This is a genomic window from Streptomyces sp. NPDC049837 (assembly GCF_040674455.1).
Taxonomy (GTDB): Bacteria; Actinomycetota; Actinomycetes; order Streptomycetales; family Streptomycetaceae; genus Streptomyces.
Genome location: NZ_JBFAMP010000001.1, coordinates 839,810 through 859,969, shown reverse-complemented (window position 1 = coordinate 859,969; position 20,160 = coordinate 839,810). Strand labels below are relative to the sequence as shown.

Sequence of the window (20,160 nt, the reverse complement as noted above, 5' to 3'; positions counted from 1 at the left end):
ACGGCCTCCGCGTCGAGGCCCCGCGCGGGCGCGTGGTGCGGGGCCGTCGGCGGCGTCACCGGCGGGGCCCCTCGACGGACGCGACGGACTCGGCAGACGCATCGGACGCGACGGACTCGGCAGGCGCGACGGACTCGACCGGCAGGCCGAGCTCGGCGTGGGCCTTGTCGACCATGGCGCGGGCGTGGCGCAGACCCATGCGGTCCAGGACGCCCCGGAGGTCCGCGAGTTCGGCGGCCGTGCCCTCCGGGTCCGCCCCGAGGCGGGCGCGGGCCTTGACGGCGCCGAGGCGGGACAGGGCCTCGCCCCGGGGTTCGTCCATCTCGCGGAACTCGGCCAGCGCCCGCTCGTAGGTCTCCAGAGCCTCCGCGTACCGCCCCGCCCGGTACAGCACGTTGCCGCGCATCTTGTGGTTGTAGGCCAGCGCGCTCGACAGGTCCATCGCGCGGCAGTCCGCCTCCGCCCGGCCGAGCAGCTCCAGCGCGCGGTCGGCGTCACCGTCGCGTACGGAGACGATGTCGGCCAGCCCGCGCAGCGCCCAGGCGTGACCGCGCCGGTCGTCGGCGGCGGCCGCTATCCCGGCGGCCTCCTCGAACAGCTCGTACGCCGTGTCGTACCGGCCGCTGTTGCGGTGCATCTGGGCGATGCCCTCCAGCGCCCACACGGTGTGCCGGGCCTCGCCCCGCTTGCGCGCCTCCGCGAGCAGCTCGTCGTGCAGGGCGCCGACCGCCTCGTAGTCGCCCTGGATGCGGCCGGTCTCCGCGAGCCCGGCCAGCGAGTAGCCGTGGGCCACCACGTCACCGCCGCGTTTGCCGAGGTCGGCCGCGTACCGCAGCAGCCGGAAGGCGAGCGCCAGCGCCCCGCGCTGCCGGGCCAGCGTGCCGCCGCTCCACAGCGCCCACGCCATGGCCGGTACGTCCCCGGCCGAGCGGGCCGTGCGGTAGCTCGCCTTCCACGCCCGGTCGGCCGCCTCGACGTGGCCCAGCCGGCGGTGCGCCTCCGCCACCGCGAGCCCGGCGCGTGCCGTCTCGTGCGCGTCCCCCGCACGCCGGGCGGCGGTCATCTGCTCGGTCGCCGCGGCGAGCACGTCCGTGAGGGACGCGTTGACCGACAGCGCGCTGAGCGCGCCCTGGTACTCCGGCGCGAGAGCCTTGCTGAACATGAGTGCCCTTCCCCGAGGGGCGGCCGCGGACCGTACGGCAGCGTCTGGGCCATCACGCGGCGCCCCCTTCTCTCTCGTTCTCCTGGGCTCGTTCTCCTGAGCCGTCGACTGCGCGCGCTTCGGGAGGGAAGAGGATCAAGAGACGGAAGAGGTTCCACTTTCGCGTGAAGGTTCGACTGAAAGTTCGAGTGAAGGTTCGAGTGGAGGGCGGACGGAGGGTGACGGCTCGCGGCGTACGCCGGCCGTAGCCGGGAACCCGCGAGGAGTCAGGAGGGGTCATGAGGACGACCCGGAAGGACCCGCCCATGACCGCACAGGCCGCCGACCGGCTGCGGGCGGTGCGTGCCGTCGTGTTCGACACCGACGGCGTGCTCACCGACTCGGCCCGGGCGCACGCCATGGCCTGGAAGGCGGCCTTCGACGCCCGGCTGCGCGCCCACCCGCCGGAGGACCCGGCGCAGCGCCGGCCGTTCGACGCCACCGAGGACTACCTCCGGTACGTCGACGGAAAGCCCCGCCTCGACGGAGCGGCCGCCTTCCTCGCCTCGCGGGGGCTGCGCCCCTCACCCGCCACCGTCGAGGCGGTCGCCGCCGAGAAGGAACGGCTGTTCACCGAACGGCTCCGGGAGCGGGGCGTCGACGCCTTCCCCGACGCCGTGCGGCTGCTGCACGCCCTCCGGCGCGCCCGCACCCCGCTCGCCGCCGCCTCCGCCTCCCGCCACGCCCGCGAGGTCCTCGCCGCCGCGCGGGTCCTGGACCTCTTCGACGCGCTGGTCGACGGCGTCGAGGCGGCCCGCCTCGGGCTGCCCGGCAAGCCCGACCCCGCCCTCTTCCTGGAGGCCGCCCGGAGACTCGCCGCCCCGCCCGCCGACTGCGCGGTCGTCGAGGACGCCCTGGCCGGCGCCGAAGCGGGCCGGCGCGGCGGCTTCGGGCTGGTCGTCGGCGTGAACCGCACGGGAGTCCCCGGGGCGGGCGGCGCGCTGCACCGCGCGGGCGCCGACATCGTCGTACACGACCTGGCGGAGCTGCTCGACGCTCCCTGTGAAGGAGTGCCGTCGTGACGGACTGGACCTGGGAGTGGGAGGGCTACACGCCCGCCAAGGAGAGCCTCCGCGAGTCCCTGTGCACCCTCGGCAACGGCTACTTCGCCACCCGTGGTGCCGCCACCGAGTGCGCCGCCGACGGCGTCCACTACCCGGGTACGTACGTGGCGGGCTGCTACAACCGGCTCACCTCCGACGTGGCGGGCCGCACCGTCGAGAACGAGGACATGGTCAACCTTCCCAACTGGCTGCCGCTGCGCTACCGCATCGACGACACGGACGCCGAGACGCCCGCCGCATGGCTCGGACCCGACAGCGAGGAGCTCATCGACCACCGCCAGACCCTCGACCTGCGCGCCGGCACCCTGGAGCGCCTGATCCGCTACGAGGACGACGACGGCCGGCGGCTGGCCGTGCGGCAGACCCGGGTCGTGCACATGGGCGACCCGCACCTCGCCGCGCTGCGCACCGAGTTCACGGCCGAGAACTGGGCGGGGACCCTGGACGTCGAGGCCGGCCTCGACGGCGACGTCACCAACGGCGGGGTCGCCCGCTACCGGCAGCTCGCCTCCCGCCACCTCACCCACGTGCACACCGGCGACGCCGCCGCCGACACCGTGTGGCTGCGCTGCCGCACGAGCACCTCCGACATCCGGATCGGCATGGCCGCCCGCACGACCGCCACCGGCGCCGAGGACACCGAACTCACGGTCCACCACGGCGAGTGCCGCGTCACCCAGTGCTTCCGGTTCGCGGTCCGGCCGGGCAGCCCCGTCGTCGTCGACAAGACCGTCGCCCTGCACACCTCCCGCGACGCGGCGATCAGCGACCCCCTGCACGCCGCCGTCGACCGGGTGCGCCGCGCCCCCGGCTTCGACGCCCTGCTGGTCTCCCACCGCACCGCCTGGCGGCAGCTCTGGCGGCGGGCCGCGCTGGAGGTGCCGGAACAGGCGGGCCGCATCCTGCGCCTGCACCTGTTCCACGTCCTCCAGACCCTCTCCCCGCACACCGCCGACCTCGACGTCGGCGTCCCGGCCCGGGGCCTGCACGGCGAGTCCTACCGCGGACACATCTTCTGGGACGAACTCTTCGTCCTGCCCTATCTGAACCTGCACTTCCCCGAGGTGTCCCGGGCGCTGCTCACCTACCGCCACCGGCGGCTGGAACGCGCCCGCTTCACCGCCCGCGACGCGGGCTGCATCGGCGCGATGTACCCCTGGCAGAGCGGCAGCGACGGCCGCGAGGAGACCCAGCGGCTCCACCTCAACCCGCGCTCGGGACGCTGGCTGCCCGACCACTCCCACCTCCAGCACCACGTCGGCTCGGCCATCGCGTACAACGTGTGGAAGTACTGCGAGGCGAGCGGCGACACCGAGTTCCTGCACACCAAGGGCGCGGAGATGCTGCTCCAGATCGCCCGCTTCTGGGCCTGCCGCGCCACCTGGGACCGCGACCTGGCCCGCTACCGCATCCGGGGCGTCCTCGGCCCCGACGAGTACCACGACGCCTACCCGGACGCCGTCACCCCGGGGCTCGACGACAACGCGTACACCAACGTCACCGCCGCCTGGGTGCTCGCCCGCACCCTGGAGCTGCTGCGCGACCTGCCCGAACCGCGCCGGCGCGAGCTCGTCGAGCGCACGGAGCTGGACCACAGCGAGCTGGAGCTGTGGGAGGACGTCTCACGCGGGCTGCACGTGCCGTTCCACAAGGGCGTCATCAGCCAGTTCGAGGGCTTCGGCGACCTGGCCGAACTCGACTGGGAAGGGTGGCGCGCCCGCTTCGGAGACATCCGCCGGCTCGACCGGATCCTGGAGGCCGAGGGCGACTCCGTCAACCGCTACCAGGCGTCCAAGCAGGCCGACGTGCTGATGCTCGGCTACCTCTTCTCGCCCGCCGAGCTGGCGGCGCTGATGAGCCGCCTCGGCTACTCCCTGGACGACGCCACCTGGCACCGGACCGTGGACTACTACCTGCACCGCACCAGCCACGGCTCGACACTGAGCGGCCTGGTGCACGGCTGGGTGCTGGCCCGGGTGCGGCGCTCGGAGGCGTGGCGGTTCTGCCAGGAGGCCCTCGAAGGGGACATCGCCGACGTCCAGGGCGGCACCACCGGCGAGGGCATCCACCTGGGCGCGATGGCGGGCACCCTCGACCTCGTACAGCGCGGCCTGACCGGCCTGGAGACGCGCGGTGGCATGCTGCGGCTCGATCCGGTACCGCTGCCCGAGCTGTCCGAGTACGACTTCACCCTCCGCTACCGGGGCCACTGGGGCGTACGGTTGCGCATGACGCCGGGCCACCTGCACATCGCCGTGCCGGGCTCCGGCAGCGAGCCGATCGGCATCGAGCTGGCCGACGGTGTCACCGTCACGGTCGAGCCGGGTGAGGTCTGCGTGCTGCCGCTGCCCCCGTGAACCCCACGCGGGGGAGTCACGCGTGCGTGTACGGCACGTTGATCCGCCGGCCGCTGACCCGGTCGGGCGTGACGGCCACCCAGCACACCTGCTCGCCCTCGGCCCACGGCGTGCCGTACGCCTGGTCGTCCAGCCTGTGCACGGCCTCGGGATCGGTGACGGTGTGCGGGGTGCCGACGACCAGAACGCTCCAGCCCCGTCCCAGCGCGTCGTCCATGTGGTCCACCTCGAACGCCATCCGGCCGCCCTCCGACAGGGGCGGCAGCGCGTCCGGTGCCACCCGGAAGGCGACCTCGCCCTCGTCGACCAGGTAGTTCACCGGCAGGATGGCGGGGCCCTCGCGCGTCGTCACGGCCACGTGCCCCACCCCGTGTGTGCCGAGCAGCGAGCGGCACTCGTCGAGGCCGAGGTCCACCAGCTCCGGGTGGAGCGGGGAGTGGCCGGTGCCGGGCGGCAGGTCCGCGGTACCGCCGGTGAGCTCCACCACGCTGGTCTCCAGCGCGTCCGCCAGCCGCAGCAGGAAGCCGATCCCGGGCGTGGCGGGCTGCTCCTCCAGGTACTGGATGTACCCGGGCGCCGACCCGGCCCGCACGGCCACCTCCTCGCGGCTCAGACCGAGCTGCTCCCGGCGCGCGGCCACACGCCGGCCGATGTCCCCCCGGCAGGAGCCGTGGGCGTGCGCACCTGCGGCTCGTCCCTGCAACAGCGATTTGTCGGGCATGGGAGGCACCCCTTCCAAGCACGCGGGCGGCAGGCTGCCTACCAGCCCACGGTACGCCTCGGCGCGCTCCCACACCCGTGGGAGCCTCCCCGCCCCGTCAGGCCCGGTCCGCCGCGATCAGCAGGTAGTGGAAGCTGCCCTCCTTGTAGGCGGTGAGGAAGGGCTCCTCGATGCCCGTGGCCAGGGCGGACTTGGCGCGCAGCTCCCAGTACGGGATCGTCCGGGCAGTCAGGTCGACGACGTTGATCGGCACCAGGCCGTTGGCCGCCATGGCCTTGAAGTACTCGCTGCGCGGGTGGATGTTGCAGGTGTAGTGCTCGTCGATGCGGCTGACGGCCTTGGAACGACCACCGGTGAGGTCGTTGTAACAGCCGGTGACGCAGACGTAGCGCCCCCCGTGCCGCAGTACGCGGGACATCTCGGCGTACAGCTCGAAGAGGTCCACGTACATGGTCGTCTCGTTGGTCCAGGCGGCCCGGCGGGAGCCGGTCTCCAGACGGGTGTCCAGCATGTTGCGGAAGTGGAACTTCACGCGGTCCGAGACGCCGCGCTCCTCGGCCTGGGTGTTGGCGAACCCGACCTGGTACTCCGAGATCGACACCCCGTCGACGTAGCAGCCGAAGCGCTGGTTGGCCATGAAGCTGGTGCCGCCGCGCCCCGAGCCGGCGTCGAGCAGCCGGTCCTCGGCGGTGACGGGCCCCAGGTGGTCCAGCAGCACCTCCGCCTGCGCGGTCTCCAGCCGGTGCAGCTCCCTCGTGATCCGCTCCTGGCGGGTGTCCTCGGGGCCCTGGAGGACGGCCGGGTCGTACTCGCCGAGCCCGTAGTGGTGGTGGTAGAGACCGTCGACCTCACCCAGCCGCAGGTTGACGGGGTCCTGCTGGTTGGTGTTCCAGTACGCGGCGACGGACCTCTGGAAGTCGGTGCGCAGCACCTCGTCGGAGGAGGTGGTCATGGTCATACGGGGGTGGCTCCTTGCGATGTGTGGGGGGAGGGAGGGGTGCGGGGCCGGGCGGCGCTCGCGTCGTCGTCGCGGGCGCCGCCCGCGCGCCCCGAGCACTCCTCCCCGGCCGCGATCAGCACGGCCCCGTCGGCCCCGTGGCGAGCGGGGAGGCCGCCGGGGCGGGCGGCTGCGCGGGTCCCGCAGGCCCGGCGAGCAGGACGCCCACCGGACCCGCGAGCTCATGGACGGCCGGCGGCGCGGCCGTGCGGTGGTGCGTGGCGAGCCGGCTATTCGGCACGCGAACGAACCTCGACGTTCTCGAGGATGCCGATCGCGTCCGGGACCAGGATCGCGGCCGAGTAGTAGGTGCTGACCAGGTACGAGATGATCGCCTTCTCGTCGATGCCCATGAAGCGGACGTTGAGACCGGGCTCGTACTCGTCGGGCAGGCCGGTCTGGAACAGGCCGATGACGCCCTCGTTGTCCTCGCCGGTACGCATCGCGATGATCGACGACGTGTGGTGCTCGGTGATCGGGATCTTGCCGCACGGGAGGATCGGGATGCCGCGCCAGGCGGGGATCTGGTGGCCGCTGACGTCCACGCTGCCCATGTACAGGCCCCGCTTGTTGCACTCCTTGCCGAACGCGGCGATCGTGCGCGGGTGCGCGAACAGGTACTGCGTGTTGCGCCGCATGCTGATCAGGTCGTCGAGGTCGTCCGGGGTGGGTGCGCCGGAGTGGGCCTGGATGCGCTGGTTGTAGTCCGTGTTGTTCAGCAGCCCGAAGTCGGGGTTGTTGACCAGCTCGTGCTCCTGGCGCTCGCGCAGCGCCTGGATGGTGAGCCTGAGCTGCTGCTCGGTCTGGTTCATCGGCTTGTTGTAGAGGTCGGCGACCCGGCTGTGCACCTTCAGGATCGTCTGCGCGACGCTCAACTCGTACTCGCGCGGTTCGAGTTCGTAGTCGACGAAGGTGGTGGGCAGGTCCGGCTCGCCGTCGTGTCCGGAGAGGAAGTTGATCTCGGCCTCGCCGTACTTGTTCGTCGGCTTGTGCCCGTTGGAGGCGAGCGACTGGACGTGCTCGCGCAGCGTCTCGTACTGGCCGGCCACCTGCTTGTACGCGGCCTGCGTGAGCACCAGCACCGTGGTCTTCGTGGTGGCGCGGACGGAGAACTCCCACTTGGCGCCGTTGTCGCCCGCCAGCATCCGGCCGCCGAACGAGTCGCCGTCGGCGAGCATGCCCAGCCGGGTGTCGGCGTCGTCGTACTTGGCCTTGCCGAGCTTCTCGACCTTGCCGTGCGCGATCAGGAAGACCTGGTCCGCCTTCTTGCCGCGCTCGGCGAGGACCTGGCCGGGCTCGAACTCCTTCTGGACGAACTTGTCGGCCAGCGCCGCCAGCGCGGTGGGGTCGGCGAACCCGCGCAGCAGCGGCAGTTCGCACAGCTCGGCCGGCACGACCTGCACCTTGGAGCCGGTCTGTACGAAGGTCACCCGGCCGTCGCCGACGGCGTAGGACAGCCGTCGGTTGACCCGGTAGGTGCCGCCGGGCACATGGACCCACGGCAGCTTCCGCAGCAGCCAGCGCGAGCTGATCTCCTGCATCTGGGGCTGGGACTTGGTGGTCGTCGCGAGGTTCCGCGCGGCCCGCGTGCTGAGGCTGAGCTGGATCTGCTCCTGGGTCTGGATCTGCGGCTCGGCGGGGGCCGGACGGGTCTGGACTGCCATGGGCTGCTTTCCCTTTCGTATGGTGATCCACCTGGCGGACGTGCGGTCTCGGACGGACGAGGCCCCGCTCCAGGCGCCATCACGCGTAGTGAATATGCGTAACGCATAGTGATGGGGGATTGGCGTACACGTGCGCGTGTCGCGCCGCACCGCACGGTGACACGTTCCCCGCCGCAGGTCGGTCCCCGGTCACCCACACGTGAACGGTGAAACGTTCAGTCGCGGTGCATACGGACGCACGCCCCGCGTCGCCCGCGCCCCCGCCGCCGCGACCGGTGTCCAGACCGCCGGGAAAGGGAAACGGCGGCCACGGAGGAGTCGCCCCGGCGGCCCACGGCGCCCGGCGGCCGCCCTGCGGCGAGGACGGCCGCGAGGTGCCCGCCTGGCGCACCCTCGGCTACGCGGTGACCAGCACCACGTCGAGCGTGCGGGGACCGTGCACCCCCTCCACCCGGTCCAGTTCGATGTCGCTGGTGGCAGACGGCCCCGAGATCCAGGTCAGCGGACGCGCCGGGTCCAGCCGTGGCAGCGCGTGCGGCAGCGAGGCGACGACCTGGTCCGGCGCGCGCACGACACAGATGTGCAGATCGGGTACGAGGGTCAGGGCGCGGCGCCCCTGGCCCTCCGTCGCGTCCAGCACGATCGTGCCGGTTTCGGCGATCGCCAGGGCGCACGTGGTGACGACGGCATCGGTGGCGTCGAGTTCGTACGCCGTCAGCGGGCGCCCCGTTGTGTCGTGGCGCAGTTCGGCGCCGGTGCCGGCCAGCCAGGCCGCGGGCAGGCCGGGCGGCACGGCGACCGATGCCGCCCCGCGCTCGGCGAGCAACCGGGCGATCAGCGACGGCAGTTCGCCCTCGGCCGCGCGGTGTACGTGGGCCCGGTAGTCGGCGAGGTTGTGGTGCAGCAGGTCCAGCAGGGCGGCCGGGTCGTCGGGGGAGTGGCTCGGGCGGTAGTCACGGGCCGGCCCGGGAGCGTCCGGCGCGCCGGCGTTCGCCGCGCGGATACGGGCGAGGATCCGGTCGCGGGAGCCCCGCGCTGGTGTCGTGGTCATGTGCGGTTCGCTCATGGGCGGTTCGGTCATGGGCGGTTCGCTCATGTGCGGTTCGCTCATGGGCGGTTCTTCCTCCACCAGTCGCGGAACGACCGTTCCGGCAGCTCGGGCAGGTCACGGCCGTCGGTCCACGCCCCGGCGCCCGGCGGCCTGGCCGGGTGCGCCTTCCGGGTGGCGGCCGCCACGCGCTCACCGGCCGCGAGGGCGGCGGGGTGGTCCAGCAGCCAGGTGGCCGCCCTGACCGCCGCCCGCTCCAGCCGGTGGCCCCTCCCGCCCCGCTCGGCGACCTTCCCACGGAGGTGGACGAGGACCTCGGGGATGTCGATGGCGACCGGGCACACCTCGTAGCACGCCCCGCACAGCGACGACGCGTACGGCAGCGAGGCGTCGATGTCGCTGGCCGTGCCGCGCAGTTGCGGGGTGAGGATCGCCCCGATCGGGCCCGGGTAGACCGAACCGTACGCGTGCCCGCCGGCCCGCTCGTACACCGGGCAGACGTTGAGGCACGCCGAGCAGCGGATGCAGCGCAGCGCCTGGCGGCCGACCTCGTCGGCGAGCGTGGCGGTACGGCCGTTGTCCAGCAGGACCAGGTGGAAGGCGCTCGGGCCGTCGGCGTCCGTCGTCCCCGTCCACGTGCTGGTGTACGGGTTCATCCGCTCGGCCGTCGACGACCGCGGCAGCGTCTGGAGGAACACCTCCAGATCCCGCCACGTCGGCACCACCTTCTCGATCCCGACGACCGAGATCAGGGTCTCCGGCAGGGTCAGGCACATCCGCCCGTTGCCCTCGGACTCGACCACGACCAGCGTGCCCGTCTCGGCGACCATGAAGTTCGCCCCCGAGATCCCCACCTTCGCGCGCAGGAACTTCTCCCGCAGATGCAGCCGGGCCGCCTCGGCCAGGTCGGCCGGTGTGTCGGTCAGGTCCTCGGGCGCCGGGCGGCCCCAGCCGGCCATCCGGTCGCGGAAGATGTCCCGGATCTCGCCGCGGTTGCGGTGGATCGCCGGAACCAGGATGTGGGAAGGCCGGTCCTCGCCCAACTGCACGATCAGCTCGGCGAGATCTGTTTCGTACGCGGCGATGCCCTCCGCCTCCAGGGCCTCGTTCAGCCCGATCTCCTGCGTCGCCATCGACTTGACCTTCACCACCTCCCGCTCACCGGTCGCCTTCACCAGGTCCGTCACGATCCGGTTGGCCTCGGCCGCGTCCGCCGCCCAGTGGACCGTGCCCCCGGCCGCCGCGACGGCCTCCTCCAACTCCACGAGGTGGGTGTCCAGGTGGCGCAGCGTACGGTCCTTGATCCGCTTGCCCGCCTCCCGCAGCAGCGCCCAGTCGTCCAGCTCCGCGACCGCCCGGGCGCGCTTGTCGCGGATCGTGTGCGTGGCGTGCCGCAGATTGGCCCGCAGGGTCTGGTCCTGTACGGCGCCGGCCGCCGCCTCCGGGAAGGCCGGCATGCCCAGGTACGTTCCACTCACCGCGGCGGCTCCTCTTCCGTACTGGCCAGGATCTCGGCGATGTGCACCGGTCGCATCCGCTCACCCTCCCGCCGCAGGATCCCGCCGATGTGCATCAGGCAGGAGTTGTCCGCCCCGCACAGTACGTCGGCGCCCGTCCCGGCCGCGTTGCGGACCTTGTCCCGTCCCATCGCCACCGACACCGCCGGGTTCTTCACCGCGAACGTCCCGCCGAAACCGCAGCACTCCTCCGCGCCGGGCAGCTCCACCAGCTCCAGCCCCTTGACAGCCGCCAGCAGTTGGCGCGGCCGGTCGCCGAGCCCCAGCAGCCGCAGCCCGTGACAGGACGGGTGGTACGTCACCCGGTGCGGGTAGTACGCCCCCACGTCCGTCACGCCCACCACGTCGACCAGGAACTCCGTCAGCTCGTACGTCCGGGGCCCGAGCCCCGGCTCGCCGAACCCCGCGTAGTGGTCCCGCACCATCGCCGCGCACGAACCCGACGGGGTGACGACGTACTCGTACCCCTCGAAGGCCCGTGCCGTGCGGCGCACCAGCGTCTCGGCCTCGCGCCGGTACCCGGTGTTGAACTGGGGCTGGCCGCAGCACGTCTGGGCCGCCGGGAAATCCACCTCCACGCCGAGGCGTTCGAGGAGTCTCACCGTGGCGATCCCGGTCGCGGGATACACCGCGTCGTTGACGCAGGTGACGAACAGCGCGACGCGCATCGCGGCTCCTTCCTTCGTTCACGTCCGGCCCGGGCCGAGGCCGAGCCGGGCGGCCGCCGCGTCCCACGCCGTGGCGTCCTCGTGACGCGGCACGTAGTGGCGCAGCGGCTGCGTCGACGCGACCAGGCGGCGCAGGCCGGCGAGGTCGGGGCCGGCCAGGCCGGCGGCCCTCGCCTGGACGAGGATATTGCCCAGCGCGGTGGCCTCGGCCGGGCCCGCCGTCACCGGCAGCCCGGTCGCGTCGGCGGTCAGTTGGCACAGCAGGGCGCTGCGGGACCCGCCGCCGACCAGATGGACCCGGGTGAGGTCGCGGCCGGACAGCCCGGCCGCCCGGCGCAGGGCCTGGCGGTGGGCGAGCGCCAGGCTCTCCAGGACGCAGCGGACGCAGGCGCCCGGACTGTCGGGCGCCGGCTGCCCCGTACGGACGCAGAAGTCGCGTATCCGGGCCGGCATGTCCCCGGGCGCCAGGAACTCCGGGGCGTCGGCGGCGACGAGGGAGGCGAACGGGCGGGCCCGGGCCGCGTCGGCGAGCAGGCCCGCCAGGCCGGTGCGCAGGCCCTGGGCGGCCCAGGCGCGGCGGCACTCCTCCAGGAGCCACAGGCCCATGATGTTGCGCAGGTACCGGATTGTGCCGTCCAGCCCGCGCTCGTTGGTGAACCCGGCCACGCGGGACGCCTCGCCGAGCACCGGGGCGTCCAGTTCCACACCGGCCAGCGACCAGGTGCCGCACGACACGTACCCGAACCCGGGCTCGGTGGTTGGCACCGCCGCGACCGCCGACGCCGTGTCGTGCGAGGCGACGGTGACCACCGGGGTGGCGGGCGGCAGGCCCGTGTACGCGGCGACGTGCGGCAGCAGGGTCCCGGCCGGGGCGCCGGGGGAACGCAGCGGGGGCAGCAGGCCGGGGTCGATGCCGAGCCGGTCGAGCAGCTCCCGCGACCAGGTGCCGGTACGGGCGTCGAACAACCCGGTCGTCGAGGCGTTCGTCTCCTCCGCCCCGACCGAGCCGGTCAGCCAGTGCACGAACAGGTCCGGCATCAGCAACAGGGTGCGAGCGGCGGCCAGTTGGGCGGTGCCCGCCGCCGAAGCGAGCTGGTACACGGTGTTGAACGGCAGGTGCTGGAGCCCCGTGATCCCGTACAGCTCGGCGGGCCCCACCTTCTCCCACACCCGCTCCGGTACGCCGTCGGTGCGGGCGTCCCGGTAGTGGTACGGGTGCCCCAGCAGCGCCCCGTCGGCGTCGAGCAGCCCGTAGTCCACCGCCCAGCTGTCGACGCCGACGCTCGCCGGCGGACCGGCCGCGCGGGCCACCTCCCGCAGCCCGTCCAGCACGCCCTGGAAGAGGGCCAGGACGTCCCAGCGCAGCCCGTCGGGCAGCGGAACCGGATCGTTGGCGAACCGGTGCGCTTCGGTGAACGTGAGGCTCCCGGGCCCGACCCGGCCGAGCATCACCCGGCCGCTGGTGGCGCCGAGGTCCACGGCGGCGAACGAACGCTCGGCCATGGGGTGCCCCTCTACCGCAGGAACGCGGCCGCGACGCCCGCGTCCACCGGGATGTGCAGGCCCGTCGTGTGCGACAGCTCCCCGCCCGTCAGCACGAAGAGCGCGTTGGCGACGTGCTCGGGCAGCACCTCCCGCTTCAGCAGCGTCCGCCGCGCGTAGAACTCGCCGAGCTTCTCCTCCGGCACCCCGTACACCGCCGCCCGCCGCGCCCCCCACCCGCCCGCGAAGATCCCCGAGCCGCGCACCGCCCCGTCCGGGTTGACACCGTTGACGCGGATGCCGTGCTCGCCCAGCTCGGCGGCGAGCAAACGCACCTGGTGCGCCTGGCCGGCCTTGGCCGCCGCGTACGCGATGTTGTCGGGCCCCGCGAACACGGCGTTCTTCGACGCGATGCAGACGATGTCGCCGCCCATGCCTTGCGTGGTCATCACCCGGGCAGCCTCCCGCGACACCAGGAACGAACCACGGGCCATGATGTCGTGCTGAAGGTCCCAGTCCTCGGCGGTCGTCTCCAACAGCGGCTTCGAAATGGAGATCCCCGCGTTGTTGACCACCAGGTCCACCCCGCCGAAGGACAGGACCGCCGCCCGGAACGCCTCCGCGATCCGCCCCTCGTCCGTCACGTCGACGGTCACCGCGACCGCCCGGTCCGCGCCGCCCAGCTCCTCGGCGACCGCCGCCGCGCTCTCGCCGTTCAGGTCGGCGACCACCACGCACGTCGACGCACTCCAGCAGGTGCCGCAGCGCCTTCCGGCGGACGGCCGGGTCCGGGTGGCACACGCTGCCCAGCTTGTAGTCGTCGTCCTGGAAGACGTTGGAGTTGACGGCGCCGAGCGTGAGGCCGCGCCCCTTCGCGTACGAGGCCAGCTCGCCGTAGTCGTCGACGCGGTCCCACGGGATGCGCAGGGCGACGGTGGGCGCGACGCCGGTGAACTCGTGCACGCGGGCAGCGTCGTCCAGCTTCTCCCACGGGGTGCGCGGCACGCCCGCCTGGGCGAACACCTTGAAGCGGGTACCGGAGTTGCCGTACGCCCAGGACGGTGTCTCGATCGCCTGGGCCTTCAGGACGGCCTTGGCGGCGGCCCGGGCTCGGTGCGGGGACATGACTCTCCTCGGGTGGTCCTTGGGGCCCCGGCAGGATTGAATCGTATTAAAGATGGGGGGTGTGACGGTACGGGGTCAAGGGCTCTCACGGGCGTGGGTGCTCGTAAACACATGCGGAGAAAGGGGGTTGACGCTTGGCGTCAGTGTGGTCTCAGCTCGTCTGAAACCTTTCATTCCGCCACCGGTCGGCGGAGAGGACCAGGTACGCCATGCAACGCGTCTGCTTCCTGCTGAAGGTCCGCCCGGACCGGCTCACCGAGTACCGCGCCCGGCACACGGCCGTGTGGCCGGAGATGCTCGACGCGCTCCGCGCGGCCGGCTGGCACAACTACTCGCTCTTCCTCCGCGACGACGGCCTCCTCGTCGGCTACCTGGAGACCCCCGACTTCGCCGCCGCCCGCGCCGCGATGGCCGCCACCGACGTCAACGCCCGCTGGCAGGCGACCATGGCGGGCTTCTTCGAAGACCTGGACGGCCGGGGCCCTGACGAGGCGATGCGGCCGCTCACCGAGGTGTTCCACCTGGACTGACACCGTGCACCGGTACGCCACGACCCGTGCACCGCCCCCTCAAGGGCAGTGCACGGGTCGAGGTGAGGCCGGTTGCCCAACGGCCGGTCGCCGGACGGCCGAAGGGGTCAGCCGGCCTGGGTGAGCTGGTCGAGCATGCGCTCCAGGCGGGGGAGGAGGGAGCGCGCGTGGTCCGTGTCCAGTGCGCCGACTTCGGTCGTCAGCGCCCGGATCCGCGCGGCGGCCTCATCGGTACGGTCCAGCGCCCGCTCCGTCCAGGCCATGCGAACGACGCACCGCACCCGCTCCTCCAAGGCGTCCGGGCCCAGCTCGGCGAACGCCGCGTCCGCCCGTTCCAGCAGATCCACCGCCTCGCGCCGGACAGCCGCGTCCGCCTCCCCGTCGCCCTGCTTCCCGTCGCCGTCCTCGTCCCCCTCGCCGTCCTCGTCCCCCTCGTACAGCTCGTCGAGCAGCAACTCGGCCGTCTGGGCCCAGGTACGCGCGCGTTCCACCAGCAGCTCGGGACCGTCCCCGTCGACGGCCGCCAGGGCCCGGGACATCAGTTCCTTCGCCGCGTCCGAGTCCCCGCCCTCTGCCTCCAGCCACGCCAGGGCGCGCAGCGCCCGCGCGAGCGAGACCGGCTCGTCGACGCCCTGCCAGAGCTCGACGGCCCGGTGATAGGCGGCGACGGCCTCGTCCCGCATGCCCGACGCCGACAGGCACTCGGCGCCGAGCGACGCGAAGTGGGCGTGTGATCCCGCGTGGTCCCAGCCCTTGGCCACCTCGGCGGCGAGCAGATACTGCTCGGCGGCCGCCCGGTGGTCGCCGAGCGCCCGCAGGTTCCGGGCGAGGGCGTCACGGGCCCGTACCGCCTGCTCCTCACCGTGCTCCAGCAGGTCCGGCAGCGCCGACTCCAGCACTTCGGCCGCCTCGGCGGCACGTCCCGTCTCGCCGAGGGCCTGGGCCAGGACCAGCCGGGCGTACGCCCCCGCGCCCGCCGAGTCCCCGGCGGCGTCGAACCAGTGCGCCGCCTCCAGGGCGTGGTCGGCCGCCTCCGCCTCCTTGCCGTCCTGCTGGTAGAGGACCTCCGCCAGCGTCAGCCGTATCCGGCCGAGCTCGTCCGCCGCCACGATCTCGGTGCTGTGGGCGAGCGCCGAGCGTGCCGCGTCCTCGGCGTCCTCGTGGCGGCCCATCGCCATCAGCAGCCGCGCCCGCCGCGCGTGGGGTTCGGCCGCACCCCACGGGCGGCCGGCGTCGATCCACCGCCGCGCGGCCGAGCCCAGCAGCGCCTCCGCCCGCTCGTCGGCACCGGTGCGCCAGGCGAGGTCGGCCCGGAGCCCTTCCGCCTCGGCGAGCAGGTCCTCGACGGCACCTCCGCCGGGCGCCGCCGAGAGCTCCGACGACTCCGAGAACTCCGAGACGAACGCGGTCAGATCGGCGTCGAACCGGGTGCCGCCATCGCCCTGCCCGCCCTGGCCGTTCTCCCGCAGGATCGCCTCGAACTTGGCCCGCATCAGGGCGACCGTCGCGATCCGCCGCGTTCTGGCCGGGTCGGCCGGATCGAGGGCCTCCGCCGAGGCGGCGGCCGTCCCGAGCAGGTCCCGGATCTCGTCCGCCTCCGCGCCCGACTGTGCCGCCGCGGAGACCACGCGCAGCTCGGCCAGGGCGGCCCGGCTCGGCTCGCCGGCGTTCCGGTAGGCGACGACGGCCTGCTCGAACAGGCCCCGGGCGGCTTCCTCGCCGGCGCGCCCGGCACGTATGGCCCGGTGATCCAGCAGGTCGGCGGCGAGCAGCGCGTCCGGGGCCTGGCCGGTCTCCGTGACGAGGGCCGCGACCCGGTCCCAGACGGTGGACGCGCGCGGGTGCCCCTGGGTGCGCAGGTCCCGCGCTTCGGCGACCAGCTCGGGCAGGGCGGCGGCATCCGGGGCCTTGCGCGCCTCGACGGCGGTGACCGCGGGCGCGCCCGCCGGGGAGACGGTCCCGGCGCCGAGCCGTACCGCCCGTACGCCCAGCGGGAGACCGTCCATCAGCGGTTCCCGGTCCAGTCTGTGCCTCAGCCGGCCGGACACGACGTCGTTGCCGTTGCGCTCGTCGAAGCGCGCCGCGATCGCCCATGCCTCCGCGTCGAGCGTGTCGTGCAGCTCCCGCACCGTACGCTGCCGTCCTCCGTGGGCGACCGCGGGCCGGTCCCCGATACCGAGGGCCAGCAGCCGGCGCAGCAGGACCAGCGTGCCGCCCAGGAAATCCAGCCGCGACCCAGGGTCGCCGTCGGACGCCAGGTGCGCGGCGTGCTCGGAGAGCAGCTCCAGCCCCCGGCCCTCGTTCCCGGTCAGGGCGCAGAACTCGATGTGCCGGGCGACCGACGGCAGCAGGCTCTCATCGCCGCGCGCCATGCGGTATCCACGCAAGTGGTTCGCGCGTGCCTGGTCCGGGCTGCCCGACCGCACCAGCGGCAGCAGTGACTTGGCGAGTACGCGGTGCGGCTCCTCCATGCAGGTGGAGCCGGCGTCGAGGACCGGCTGCCAGGTGCGCAACGCCTTGTCGTCCCGGCCCTGCCTCACCCAGTACGAACCCTGGGCGTTGAGCTCGCACGCGTGGCAGTTGGCCATCCGGTCGCGGTCCGCCGCCGTCCACGCGCGGAACGCGCGCGCCGCCCGTGCGGAGTCACCGGTTTGGTCAGCGATGTGGAACTCGCCCTGACGTACGGCCCGTTCGGTGTACCCGGCCAGCCGGTAGCGGCGCTCCATCTCGGCGAGCCACTGCTCCATGGTGGCGAGCGGGATCTCCGGCAGCGTGAGCATCCCGGACGTGACCCACTTGAACATCCAGTGGAACCGGTGGCTGTCGTGGCTGTCGAAGACGGACGGGTCCTGGTCCCACTCCTGCATGAGCCGGGCGAACGGCACCAGCATCTTGCCGCGCTCGGTGCTGAACTCGTACGCCCGGATGAGACCGAACAGCGCCTGCCGGAGCACATCGCGATCGCCCGCCGACTCGGCGGCGGCGACCAGCTCCTCGGCGCGGGCGTTGCGCAGCAGCCCGTTGGGTGCGGAGTCGTTCTCCCACAGGGCCCGGCGGATGTCCTCGGGGGAGTGCTCGGGGGTGGTCACTTGTCGCCCTCCTGAGGAGCGGTGGTCGGGTGCGTGGCCCATTCGAGGAGCCCGAGGAACGCCCTGTTGAGCAGGGAGGTGTCGGCGGGCCGCAGCGGGCGCTGCGCCATCAGCAGGGCCTGTCCGTAGAGCGACTCGACCGCGGTGCCGGCCAGTTCGGTGTCGCTGATCGCCGCGACACGGCGCACCAGCGGGTTGTTGTGGTTGAGGACGAGGCGGGCACGCGGCGCCGAGCCGCGCAGGGCGCCGAGGATGTCGCTCCAGAGGCTGTCGGCACCCTCCTCGGCCGACGCGCGGTCCCGCTCGTGGCGGGCCTCCCGGTCGTCGAGGTACAGCGCGGGCACGGTCACGGGCTGGAAGGCGCGCAGCGCCACGTCGCAGCCGAGCGGGTCCAGGCGCGTGCGGGCGGTGGCGAGGAAGGAGGCGAGGGCCAGCTCCTCCTGCGGTCCGACCGGGTCGAGGTGTGCCGTGACGGCGCCCGCGTCCAGCTCGCTGACGGTGACGCCGTCCCGGACCTGTGGAAGCAGCGCGATCAGGTCGGAGTCGTAGGTGTACCCGCCGTTGACGATGCCCAGGCCGTGCGCGGCCGCGATGGGGGAGACCTGCCGGAACTCCTCGACCGTCCGGGTGAAGTGGACCCGCGGGTGCGTGCGTACGAACTCGTCGAGCGTGACCCGGCCGTCGCTGGTCTCGAACGGCAACCAGGGCAGCATCAGGGAGAACAGCTCGGCGTCGTGCCGCGCCATGGACTTCACGCCCAGGTGGTGCACCGTGAGGAACGCCGCCAGCCGGTCGGGGTCGCCGGCCGCGAGCTCGGCGAGCCACTCACGGACGCGGACGCCCAGCGCGTCCCGCACGGCGGCGAGGGTCTCGTCGTCGTACAGGTTCTCCCGCGAGGCGGTCGGGCGCAGCGTGTCGGTGTCCAGGACGACGCGCACGAAGAACGCCCAGTCCGGCAGCAGGTTGTCGGCCCGGTCGGTGAGCAGCATGCCCTTCAGGTAGACCCGGTGGGCCGCCCGGTTGGCGGGGCTCGTGGCGGAGGGCAGGACGTACGCGACACCGCGTACCCCGGCGACCGGGAGGTCCAGGTCGATGGAGTCGAGCGGGGTGAACCCGAAGACCCGCGCGCAGTGCCCGGCCAGTGCGACCCGCCGTGCGGTGGGCGTCGGATACGGCCGGTCCCACACGGCCGGCCGCTCGGTCAGCGGGCGGCCGGTGCCGTCCGGCCCGGTGAAGGTGATCTCGTGGGGCAGCAGCGACCCGAAGTCCTGGGCGAGTTCGGCGACACGGCGCGGGTCGGCCCACTCCTCGGCACCGGGCCGCGGCTCCAGCCGGACGGTGGTGCCGGGCTCGGGCCGCGCGTCGTGCGGCAGGGTCCGTACCGTGTACGAGCCGTCGTCGCTCGCCACCCACTCGACGGGCGGCTCGTCGGGCTTGCGGGCGGAACGGGACACCACGCGGATCTGCCGGGCGACGACGAAGCAGGCGAGCAGCCCGATGCCGAACTGGCCGAGGAATTCCTGCCGGGCGCTCTCCAGGCCGTCGCGCTTGGAGCTGCGCCCGATGGTGGCGAGGAGGGTGTGCACCTCCTCGGAGGTGAGGCCGATGCCGCTGTCCTCCATGACGACGGCGTCACCCGTGGCCGCGAGGCGGATGGCCACGGGGGCGGCGGGATCGTGGGCGAGACGGGCGGTGACGGCGTCCACCGCGTTCTGCAGCAGCTCGCGGATGTAGACGCGCGGGCTGGAGTAGAGGTGGTGGGACAGCAGGTCCACCAGGCCACGCAGGTCGACCTGGAACGTGTTGACCGACGGTTCGGCCGGTGACCGGACGGCTCCCGTGGGCTCGGGGGAGTCGGGCGAATCGGGCGAGTGAAGGTTCATGGGCACAAGGGGGCCACCTCACGGCTCCGGACGGGCGGCCGTGGGCGCGGGTCGGGCGATCGCGGGGTCCCCCCCTCACGAATCGCGATGGGCCCGGCCCTGGCCTCGGCGCCGTACGCGGACATACGCGCAGGTCACCGAGGAGGACTCGGAATTGAGGACCATCGTAGGGAGGGCCACTGACAATGCCCAGGGATTTGCCCACGGACGCGATCTTGCCCCGCACGGGCCGGCGTCGGCGCCCGCGGCGATGAACGCGCGGCTCACGCGCCGACGGCCGCCGCCGGCGGGGGAGCGGCGGGGTGGCGCAAGCCTTCCGCGGCGTCCGAGACCCGGCGCAGCAGGTCGAGGAAGAGGGCCTGCTCCGCCGGTTCCAGCGGGGCGAGGAAGACCTGGTTCATCCGTGCCGTGCGCAGCGCCAGTTTCTTGTGGACGCGGACGCCCTCGTCGGTGGCGTGCAGCACCGAGCGGCGGCCGTCGCGCGGGTCGCGGACCTTGTCGACCAGGCCGCGCTCGGCCAGCCGGCGGACCACCTCGGCGATGGTGGAGCGGTCGAGGCCGACGCGGTCGCCGACGGTGCGCTGGTCCAGGCCGTCCTCGCCGACCAGGGTATTGAGGACGGCGAACTGGGGGGAGGTGACCTCCTCGGAGACGATCGTGTTCCACAGCAGGGTGTGCGCCTGCTGGAAGCGCCGGGCCAGATGGCCGGGATGGCTGCTGAGGTCGAGCGCGGGCACGGTGCGTCCCCTCTCCCCGGGCGGTCCTGTGATGCCTGCCTGCATCGGTCAGTCTCTCATGGCACTGACCATCTTGA

The 20,160-nt window shown here is 73.3% G+C and carries 15 protein-coding genes and 1 pseudogene; 3 read left to right on the top strand and 13 right to left on the bottom strand.

Translation table 11 applies throughout. From position 1 onward, the window contains the following. Window positions 1–55: 55 nt before the first annotated feature. On the bottom strand, window positions 56–1,162 hold the full coding sequence (locus AB0J57_RS03855; RefSeq protein WP_366126293.1) for a tetratricopeptide repeat protein: 1,107 nt from the start codon (window positions 1,160–1,162) through the stop codon (window positions 56–58). 305 nt (window positions 1,163–1,467) lie between these two features. Between AB0J57_RS03855 and AB0J57_RS03850 the strand changes: the two genes are divergently transcribed. Continuing rightward, entirely contained in the window at window positions 1,468–2,223 is a 756-nt protein-coding gene (locus tag AB0J57_RS03850) for an HAD-IA family hydrolase (RefSeq protein WP_366126473.1), read from the top strand. Beyond that, the gene (locus tag AB0J57_RS03845; RefSeq protein WP_366126292.1) at window positions 2,220–4,622 is read left to right on the top strand and encodes a glycosyl hydrolase family 65 protein; all 2,403 of its coding nucleotides are present in this window, start codon (window positions 2,220–2,222) and stop codon (window positions 4,620–4,622) included. Before AB0J57_RS03850 ends, AB0J57_RS03845 begins: the two co-directional genes overlap by 4 nt. A 16-nt stretch (window positions 4,623–4,638) precedes the next feature. On the opposite strand, the gene AB0J57_RS03840 is transcribed toward AB0J57_RS03845, so the two are convergent. The 9 genes and pseudogenes from AB0J57_RS03840 to AB0J57_RS03800 all read right to left on the bottom strand — a co-directional run. Then, entirely contained in the window at window positions 4,639–5,343 is a 705-nt protein-coding gene (locus AB0J57_RS03840; RefSeq protein WP_366126291.1) for a pyridoxamine 5'-phosphate oxidase family protein, read from the bottom strand. Between the two features lie 97 nt (window positions 5,344–5,440). Then, window positions 5,441–6,295 (bottom strand): geranyl diphosphate 2-C-methyltransferase, encoded by an 855-nt coding sequence (locus AB0J57_RS03835; protein WP_366126472.1) that lies wholly within the window; start codon window positions 6,293–6,295, stop codon window positions 5,441–5,443. A 121-nt stretch (window positions 6,296–6,416) separates the two neighbouring features. Continuing rightward, the gene (locus AB0J57_RS03830) at window positions 6,417–6,581 is read right to left on the bottom strand and encodes a hypothetical protein (RefSeq protein WP_366126290.1); all 165 of its coding nucleotides are present in this window, start codon (window positions 6,579–6,581) and stop codon (window positions 6,417–6,419) included. Continuing rightward, window positions 6,571–8,004: a family 2B encapsulin nanocompartment shell protein gene (locus AB0J57_RS03825; protein WP_366126289.1), complete on the bottom strand. Its 1,434-nt coding sequence runs from the start codon at window positions 8,002–8,004 to the stop codon at window positions 6,571–6,573. The genes AB0J57_RS03830 and AB0J57_RS03825 overlap by 11 nt, the downstream gene beginning before the upstream one ends. A gap of 397 nt (window positions 8,005–8,401) precedes the next feature. Next, entirely contained in the window at window positions 8,402–9,055 is a 654-nt protein-coding gene (locus AB0J57_RS03820; RefSeq protein ID WP_366126470.1) for an LUD domain-containing protein, read from the bottom strand. Window positions 9,056–9,111: 56 nt separating this feature from the next. Next, complete coding sequence (locus AB0J57_RS03815) at window positions 9,112–10,530, bottom strand: lactate utilization protein B (protein WP_366126288.1); 1,419 nt, start codon at window positions 10,528–10,530, stop codon at window positions 9,112–9,114. Beyond that, entirely contained in the window at window positions 10,527–11,237 is a 711-nt protein-coding gene (locus AB0J57_RS03810) for a (Fe-S)-binding protein (protein ID WP_366126287.1), read from the bottom strand. Before AB0J57_RS03810 ends, AB0J57_RS03815 begins: the two co-directional genes overlap by 4 nt. 18 nt (window positions 11,238–11,255) lie before the next feature. Next, window positions 11,256–12,740 carry a rhamnulokinase family protein gene (locus AB0J57_RS03805; protein WP_366126286.1) on the bottom strand — a complete coding sequence of 495 codons (1,485 nt, stop codon included), beginning with the start codon at window positions 12,738–12,740 and terminating at the stop codon, window positions 11,256–11,258. Window positions 12,741–12,751: 11 nt separating this feature from the next. Continuing rightward, window positions 12,752–13,456 (bottom strand): annotated as a pseudogene (locus tag AB0J57_RS03800) (SDR family oxidoreductase); the annotation flags it as partial. Window positions 13,457–14,053: 597 nt separating this feature from the next. On the opposite strand from AB0J57_RS03800, the gene AB0J57_RS03795 reads away from it, so the two are divergent. After that, window positions 14,054–14,374 (top strand): L-rhamnose mutarotase, encoded by a 321-nt coding sequence (locus tag AB0J57_RS03795; RefSeq protein ID WP_366126285.1) that lies wholly within the window; start codon window positions 14,054–14,056, stop codon window positions 14,372–14,374. Between the two features lie 107 nt (window positions 14,375–14,481). Here AB0J57_RS03795 and AB0J57_RS03790 read toward each other — a convergent pair whose 3' ends face one another. The 3 genes from AB0J57_RS03790 to AB0J57_RS03780 form a co-directional block, all read right to left on the bottom strand. Beyond that, window positions 14,482–17,463, bottom strand: coding sequence for a tetratricopeptide repeat protein (locus AB0J57_RS03790; protein ID WP_366126284.1), 2,982 nt, complete (start codon window positions 17,461–17,463; stop codon window positions 14,482–14,484). Further along, window positions 17,460–19,346 carry an HSP90 family protein gene (locus AB0J57_RS03785; protein WP_366126283.1) on the bottom strand — a complete coding sequence of 629 codons (1,887 nt, stop codon included), beginning with the start codon at window positions 19,344–19,346 and terminating at the stop codon, window positions 17,460–17,462. Before AB0J57_RS03785 ends, AB0J57_RS03790 begins: the two co-directional genes overlap by 4 nt. Before the next feature lie 263 nt (window positions 19,347–19,609). After that, window positions 19,610–20,083 carry a MarR family transcriptional regulator gene (locus tag AB0J57_RS03780; RefSeq protein WP_366126282.1) on the bottom strand — a complete coding sequence of 158 codons (474 nt, stop codon included), beginning with the start codon at window positions 20,081–20,083 and terminating at the stop codon, window positions 19,610–19,612. Window positions 20,084–20,160: the final 77 nt, after the last annotated feature.

Bases quoted from the DNA above. Each gene is read 5' to 3' on its own strand.
- AB0J57_RS03855 (WP_366126293.1), bottom strand. From the start codon at position 1,162: ATGTTCAGCAAGGCTCTCGCGCCGGAGTACCAGGGCGCGCTCAGCGCG.
- AB0J57_RS03850 (WP_366126473.1), top strand. From the start codon at position 1,468: ATGACCGCACAGGCCGCCGACCGGCTGCGGGCGGTGCGTGCCGTCGTG.
- AB0J57_RS03840 (WP_366126291.1), bottom strand. From the start codon at position 5,343: ATGCCCGACAAATCGCTGTTGCAGGGACGAGCCGCAGGTGCGCACGCC.
- AB0J57_RS03835 (WP_366126472.1), bottom strand. From the start codon at position 6,295: ATGACCACCTCCTCCGACGAGGTGCTGCGCACCGACTTCCAGAGGTCC.
- AB0J57_RS03825 (WP_366126289.1), bottom strand. From the start codon at position 8,004: ATGGCAGTCCAGACCCGTCCGGCCCCCGCCGAGCCGCAGATCCAGACC.
- AB0J57_RS03820 (WP_366126470.1), bottom strand. From the start codon at position 9,055: ATGACCACGACACCAGCGCGGGGCTCCCGCGACCGGATCCTCGCCCGT.
- AB0J57_RS03810 (WP_366126287.1), bottom strand. From the start codon at position 11,237: ATGCGCGTCGCGCTGTTCGTCACCTGCGTCAACGACGCGGTGTATCCC.
- AB0J57_RS03805 (WP_366126286.1), bottom strand. From the start codon at position 12,740: ATGGCCGAGCGTTCGTTCGCCGCCGTGGACCTCGGCGCCACCAGCGGC.
- AB0J57_RS03795 (WP_366126285.1), top strand. From the start codon at position 14,054: ATGCAACGCGTCTGCTTCCTGCTGAAGGTCCGCCCGGACCGGCTCACC.
- AB0J57_RS03785 (WP_366126283.1), bottom strand. From the start codon at position 19,346: ATGAACCTTCACTCGCCCGATTCGCCCGACTCCCCCGAGCCCACGGGA.